Origin of the sequence: Kosakonia pseudosacchari (assembly GCF_900184035.1) — a bacterium.
In the GTDB taxonomy this organism is placed as follows: Bacteria; Pseudomonadota; Gammaproteobacteria; order Enterobacterales; family Enterobacteriaceae; genus Kosakonia; species Kosakonia pseudosacchari.
In genome coordinates this window covers 187,662-193,928 of sequence record NZ_FXWP01000019.1, presented here as the reverse complement: position 1 = coordinate 193,928, position 6,267 = coordinate 187,662, and the positions used below count along the sequence as shown (strand labels likewise).

Genomic DNA, 6,267 nt, shown 5'->3' with positions numbered 1-6,267 from the left:
CAGGGACTGGCTGAAAAATTTATGGCAAACTTGTGAAGCAGGCATAGAGGTGTGACCTTACTTTTTGGTGGAACACTAAGTAGATCACAACCTTCTATGCCTGTCTTTATTTATGGGGAACCGTCAGCCCTGACGGGGCTTTTTTGTTCGAAAATCGTTTAGTGTCCTGTCGACTCGACGGGGTTCTCTGCTTCCTCTTTCGCTTGCGGCACATCACCGAAGCGTTTCGCATACAGCGCGGTGATAATCGGCACCAGAATGGCCGTCACGATCACACTCGCGGCGACCAGTGCGGTTGCGGATGCGGCAACCGGTTCGAACGCCGGGTTAATCTGCGCGATAATCACCGGGTTCGCCACCGCTGCGCCCGCCGCAGATGAGGCAGCGACACCTGCCGTTCCGTTGCCGCCACCGATGACGCGGTCGGCGATAATCAACGGAATACCGGTAATAATAATCACCGCGACGCCAAGGAAGATGCCCAGCAGGCCGGTTTGCATGATAACGCTCAGGTTGATGGTGTTACCCAGCGCGAAGCCGAAGAACGGGATCAGCACCGGCGTTGCTTTACTGAAGAAAGCGCGCAAATCGTGATCGAGGTTACCCAGCGCGAAACCAATCAGGAACGGCAGCACGGCGCCCACAAAATGGTGTGGTTCAAACGAGGCCAGACCGGCGGAGCCGAGGATCACCATGGTCATCAGCGGGCCGGATTCCAGCGACATCAACACAAATGCACCGGACTCCTCTTTACTGCCGTACTGGTTCATCAGGCTCGCGTACAAACCACCGTTGGTCATATCCATCGCTGACACCAGCGCCAGCACGGAAAGCCCGGCGAAGAATCCAGTCTGGATGCCGGTATCCGGAATAAACGACGCGGCGATCATGGCAACTACCCAGGCGACAGCGATTTTGGTGAGTACCAATGTGCCGGATTTACGTAAAACAGTACCGGTAGCACGTAAATCAATGGATGCGCCGATACAAAAAAACCACACGGCAAGAATGGGTACCGTGCCAGTAATCATCCCTTTGGTGAATGAACCGAAATAAGCACCGGTATCCGGCGCCAGCGTATTCAAAATTGCGCCTAACAGCAGCGGAACCAGCATCATCCCGCCAGGAATGCGTTCTATCGTGGCCTTGATTTTCATAATAAATCCTCACTGCTCGTCATTCACCATGAACGAGGAAAGCTAAAAATTAAAAGTGCGTAATTTCAATTCATTAAAGAATTTCTCAGGCAGGGCATTCGCTATCGATTGCCGCTGGTCGCCGCATCAAAAGACGTTGTGTTGCGCCATTGTGCGGGTTTATGTCGTTATCATCCGATCAATGGAATATCTATTCAATAAGAATGAAACAATGTTTTAGTTACTTCGATCACATATTTTGCGTAAAGATAATCTGATATTTGTTTATTTATTTTTGCTGTAAATGAGTTGTGAAGAAATATATGGGGAAGATGGCAAGGAAGGTAATAATCACGAGGGTGATTACCGGTGTTTTTTCCGCCTGCTGCGCATTAGATGTTTCTTATTCCCGAGGAGAGAAAAAGCGTTAAAACTGTGAGAGGGATTATTGCGGGGGAAAACTATGTGAATTTGATCACATTTTTAAACCCTGTTAGGGTAAAAAGGTCATTCACTGCCCGGCAGGCGTCAACAGGTTCGGTTGTACAGGCTTTAAACAGTCCGTGTAAGTAAACCTGCTACGCTTGAACAGGAAGGCTGAAAAGCCATTTAAAACGCCCGGCAGGGAGAGTACGCCGGGCGGTTCAGGGCGAAAGTCTAAAGAGGAATAGATGCATGCTAAAAAGGAAAAAAATTAAACCCATCACCTTGCGTGATGTGACCATTATTGATGATGCCAAATTGCGTAAAGCGATTACCGCCGCATCATTAGGCAACGCCATGGAGTGGTTTGATTTCGGCGTTTATGGCTTTGTGGCCTACGCCCTTGGTAAGGTGTTTTTCCCCGATGCAAACCCCAGCGTGCAGATGATTGCCGCGCTTGGGACCTTCTCCGTTCCGTTCTTGATTCGTCCGTTAGGCGGCCTGTTCTTCGGCATGTTAGGCGATAAATACGGCCGACAAAAAATCCTCGCGATAACGATAGTGATCATGTCCGTCAGTACCTTCTGTATTGGTCTGATTCCGTCGTATGCCACCATTGGTATCTGGGCGCCGATTTTACTGCTGCTGTGTAAGATGGCGCAGGGCTTTTCGGTGGGCGGCGAATATACCGGGGCATCGATCTTTGTCGCCGAATACTCGCCGGACCGAAAACGCGGCTTTATGGGCAGCTGGCTGGATTTTGGTTCCATCGCCGGTTTTGTGCTCGGCGCGGGCGTAGTCGTTCTGCTCTCTACCATTGTCGGTGAAGAGAACTTCCTCGACTGGGGCTGGCGTATCCCGTTCTTCCTGGCGCTGCCGCTGGGGTTAATTGGTCTCTATCTGCGCCACGCGCTGGAAGAGACGCCGGCGTTCCAGCAGCACGTCGACAAACTGGAGCAGGGCGATCGCCAGGGGCTGCAGGATGGGCCGAAAGTCTCGTTTAAAGAGATTGCAACTAAACACTGGCGCAGCCTGCTGGCCTGTATTGGTCTGGTGATTTCCACCAACGTGACCTACTACATGCTGCTGACCTACATGCCAAGCTACCTGTCACATAACCTGCACTATTCCGAAGACCACGGCGTGCTGATCATCATTGCCATCATGATTGGTATGTTGTTTGTGCAGCCGGTAATGGGGCTGTTGAGTGACCGCTTTGGCCGCCGTCCGTTTGTCATTCTGGGCAGCATTGCGCTGTTTGTGCTGGCTATCCCGGCCTTCATTATGATTAACAGCAACATCATTGGCCTGATTTTCGCGGGTCTGTTGATGCTGGCGGTGGTGCTGAACTGCTTTACCGGCGTAATGGCTTCGACGCTGCCGGCGATGTTCCCGACGCATATTCGTTACAGTGCGCTGGCGAGCGCGTTTAACATCTCTATCCTGATTGCCGGTCTGACGCCGACGCTGACGGCCTGGCTGGTGGAAAGCTCAGCCAACCTGCTGATGCCTGCCTATTACTTGATGGTGGTTGCGGTGGTTGGCCTGATTACCGGCCTGACGATGAAAGAGACGGCGAACCTACCGCTGAAAGGGGCGACCCCGGCGGCGTCGGATCTGCAGGAAGCGCGGGAAATCTTGCAGGAACATCATGATAATATTGAGCAGAAAATCGAAGACATCGATGAAGAGATCGCGCAGTTGCAGGAAAAGCGTGCGCGACTGGTGCAGCAACATCCAAAAATAAACGAGTAATACCCATCCCGGATGGCATCGCCATCCGGGCTTTTTTAACATCCCGCCGCTATATAATCTCCGTTCGCACTCACCGGAATGACCGTTAAAAACAGCACCAGCGCGAACAGGATCAGCGCCACACCACCGGCGATTTTCAGCACCGGAACCAACCGGTTTAACGTGCTTGCCTCACCGCCAAAAAACGCCGCCGTGCTGTTACGCGCATAGCGCACCGCCAGCGACAATCCGGCGATCGACAGTGCCGTGCCGGCCGCCATGGTCATCACCGCCGCAATACCCCAACTCACGATGCCCAGTGCGTTGGCGAAGAGCAAAATCATGATTGCGCCGCTGCACGGCCGTGCACCGATAGCGAGGATCACGCCGAGACGCGTTTTCCAGTCACCTTGTGTGCTAACGCCAACACCGTGGTGGCCGCAGCTACACAGATCATCATGCTGATGGGCGGGCGTAAGCGAGTGGATAGTCAGTTTGCGCGGCTTCAGGCTTTTCAGCGCGTTCCAGACAACAAACGCCCCAAAACCGCCAATCATTACCGCGCTTATTTTCTCAACGTACCAGCGGCTTTCACTGAGATCGCCGGATGCGAGGTTGAAACCGACCGCCAGAATAAAGACGAACAGAATAGCGCTTACGCCTTGCATCAGGCTGCCCAGCACGGGAATGACACGCGTCGCGGTCTGGCTTTCGTTGTTGGTGCTAAGCCAGGTGGTAACAATAAACTTGCCGTGGCCGGGGCCAATCGCGTGCAGTACGCCATAAAAGAAAGCGCCGGTCAGCAGCCATAAGCCGCCGCTGTACTGGTGGTTATTCAGTTGCAGCAAATACATCACCAGATAGCGGTGCAGGGTGATTTGCGTTGCCAGGCACCATTGCAAAAAGGTGGCCCAGTGGGCATGTAAAGCGAAGGCCGCAGCCAGCACCACCGCCAGCAGGGCAACGGCGGCGGGCAAGCGCCAGTCTCGGGTGAGGAGTTGCGTAGTCATAAGCGTGTGGGCGTTGGGGGGGGGATCCCCGGAGTATAGGCGGCGAATACCGTTGGCTCCAGTCTTCGCCGCGATTTGTCTTACATGTTGAGCTGGCGTTTGTGCCAGCGCCCCAGAACCAGCACCGTGGTCAGCGCGCCGAGCAGGGCGCAGAACATATCCGACTGGGTATCCCACGGATCGCCCTGGGTGCCGAGAAACTCGTCGGCGCCCTGACCCATCGCCAGCGCTGCCCACCACTCAATGAGTTCATAGGTGGCGCTAATCGCCAGTGCAATACAGCAGACGACAAAGTCGAGCATCTTCCCGCCCCGCACATACTGCCCGCGTAGCAGTATTTCTCTGGCCGCAAGCGCGGGCACCAGCCCCTGAAAGAAGTGGCCGAGTTTGTCATAGGGATTACGGCTTATCCCAAAGAGCTGTTGCACATCAAAGCCGATCGGCACTTTCGCGTAGGTATACATGCCGCCGACCATCAGAATGATGGCATGGAAAAAGATCAGCACATACAGCAGCGATGTCAGCGGATAACGCTGCCAGGTCACGAGCAACAACGGCACGACAATCATTACCGGCACCACTTCCATCAGCCAGGTCACCCGGTCTTTGGCAAACCAACCGGTATAAATCAGGATCAGTAACAGCACCAATGCCGCTGTATATAGCGAAGTGCGATTTACGCTTTTAACCATTTGAATGTCCGTTTCGGCAAAAGAGACACTATCGGCGTGATAGCGTGGAAAAACAAGGCGCTGCGATTTTCCGCGAAAAGCAGGTCAGGGAGAGGACGTGTTAATGGGCCAGGCGTACGTATCCCCAAAAGCAAAAACCCGCCTTTTGGGCGGGTTCTCTGAATAAGTGGTGCCCGGACTCGGAATCGAACCAAGGACACGGGGATTTTCAATCCCCTGCTCTACCGACTGAGCTATCCGGGCAACGGGGCGCATTAAACCTTAATCGTATTAAGGCGTCAACTTTATTTCCTTCAATTCTATCCAGTTGCTCAACTTTACGGCAATCTGAACAATTGCGCGGCACAAATCGACCCTTGCACAAATCTTCCAGACTTTTACCTTAAGGAGATGAATGCTGATTTCCGGTGTCACTTTGGAGGCGATATGGCGAAAGACTGGCTGGAACTGCGGCAACACGCGGACACGGGAATTGAAACCATCCGCGCCCATTTTGAAGGGCACGCGTACGATCCGCACTGGCACGACAGCTACCTGGTGGGCATTACGCTTTCCGGTACGCAGCAGTTTCACTGTCGGCGGGAGCGCCATCGCAGTACGCCGGGCGATGCCTTTCTGCTGGAACCGGGCGAAATTCATGACGGTGACGCACCGGTAGAAGGCGGGTTTACTTATCTGACCTTTTACCTTGATGACCGCTGGCTCAGCGACACGTTACGCGGCCTGTATGAATCGATGCCGTCCAGTTATTCACTGCATTTTTCCCACACTATCGCCAGGGAACCGCAACTGATTCGCGCGATTGCGCACACCTTTTACGCACTGCACAGCGAAGAGATGCGCATCGTCCAGCAAAGCGCCATGGATGGGCTGCTCAGCCAGCTTACGCACCACTGCCTGTGGCGCAAACGGCTGCCGTCACAGTTGCAAAGCACAGCCATTGCACACCGTGCGCGTGATTATCTGCATGCGCACATTGGCGATAACGTTGGACTTTCGGATCTGGCGCGGGAAACGGGAACCGATCGTTTTACGCTGACACGCTGCTTTAAACGCGAGTTTCACTTAAGTCCGCACGCCTGGCTGATCCAACTGCGGCTGGCCACCGCACGTTCGCAACTGGCGAAAGGGGAGACGCCAGCCGATGTCGCCGCCGCGCTGGGGTTTGCCGATCAAAGCCATCTTGGACGCTGGTTCCAGCGCGCGTATCGCCTTTCGCCCGCGCACTACCGCAGGCTGTGCACAAATCTTCCAGACGACGACAGCAAATAA

At 54.1% G+C, this 6,267-nt stretch carries 5 protein-coding genes and 1 tRNA gene; 2 read left to right on the top strand and 4 right to left on the bottom strand.

The features are described from left to right. Positions 1–158: 158 nt before the first annotated feature. Positions 159–1,157, bottom strand: a complete 999-nt coding sequence (gene kdgT / locus BN2591_RS16480; RefSeq protein ID WP_086873022.1) for a 2-keto-3-deoxygluconate transporter — start codon at positions 1,155–1,157, stop codon at positions 159–161. A 654-nt stretch (positions 1,158–1,811) separates the two neighbouring features. Between kdgT and proP the strand changes: the two genes are divergently transcribed. Next, positions 1,812–3,314: a glycine betaine/L-proline transporter ProP gene (gene proP, locus BN2591_RS16475; RefSeq protein ID WP_086873021.1), complete on the top strand. Its 1,503-nt coding sequence runs from the start codon at positions 1,812–1,814 to the stop codon at positions 3,312–3,314. Positions 3,315–3,349: 35 nt separating this feature from the next. Here proP and BN2591_RS16470 read toward each other — a convergent pair whose 3' ends face one another. From BN2591_RS16470 to BN2591_RS16460, 3 genes are all read right to left on the bottom strand, one after another. Next, positions 3,350–4,303 carry a nickel/cobalt transporter gene (locus BN2591_RS16470; RefSeq protein WP_086873020.1) on the bottom strand — a complete coding sequence of 318 codons (954 nt, stop codon included), beginning with the start codon at positions 4,301–4,303 and terminating at the stop codon, positions 3,350–3,352. A gap of 80 nt (positions 4,304–4,383) precedes the next feature. Further along, positions 4,384–4,995: a DUF2238 domain-containing protein gene (locus tag BN2591_RS16465; RefSeq protein ID WP_086873019.1), complete on the bottom strand. Its 612-nt coding sequence runs from the start codon at positions 4,993–4,995 to the stop codon at positions 4,384–4,386. Between the two features lie 167 nt (positions 4,996–5,162). Then, a tRNA-Phe gene (locus BN2591_RS16460) sits at positions 5,163–5,238 on the bottom strand. Positions 5,239–5,421: 183 nt separating this feature from the next. Between BN2591_RS16460 and BN2591_RS16455 the strand changes: the two genes are divergently transcribed. Continuing rightward, positions 5,422–6,267: an AraC family transcriptional regulator gene (locus BN2591_RS16455; RefSeq protein WP_086873030.1), complete on the top strand. Its 846-nt coding sequence runs from the start codon at positions 5,422–5,424 to the stop codon at positions 6,265–6,267.

Bases quoted from the DNA above. Each gene is read 5' to 3' on its own strand.
- BN2591_RS16470 (WP_086873020.1), bottom strand. From the start codon at position 4,303: ATGACTACGCAACTCCTCACCCGAGACTGGCGCTTGCCCGCCGCCGTT.
- BN2591_RS16465 (WP_086873019.1), bottom strand. From the start codon at position 4,995: ATGGTTAAAAGCGTAAATCGCACTTCGCTATATACAGCGGCATTGGTG.
- BN2591_RS16455 (WP_086873030.1), top strand. From the start codon at position 5,422: ATGGCGAAAGACTGGCTGGAACTGCGGCAACACGCGGACACGGGAATT.
- kdgT (WP_086873022.1), bottom strand. From the start codon at position 1,157: ATGAAAATCAAGGCCACGATAGAACGCATTCCTGGCGGGATGATGCTG.
- proP (WP_086873021.1), top strand. From the start codon at position 1,812: ATGCTAAAAAGGAAAAAAATTAAACCCATCACCTTGCGTGATGTGACC.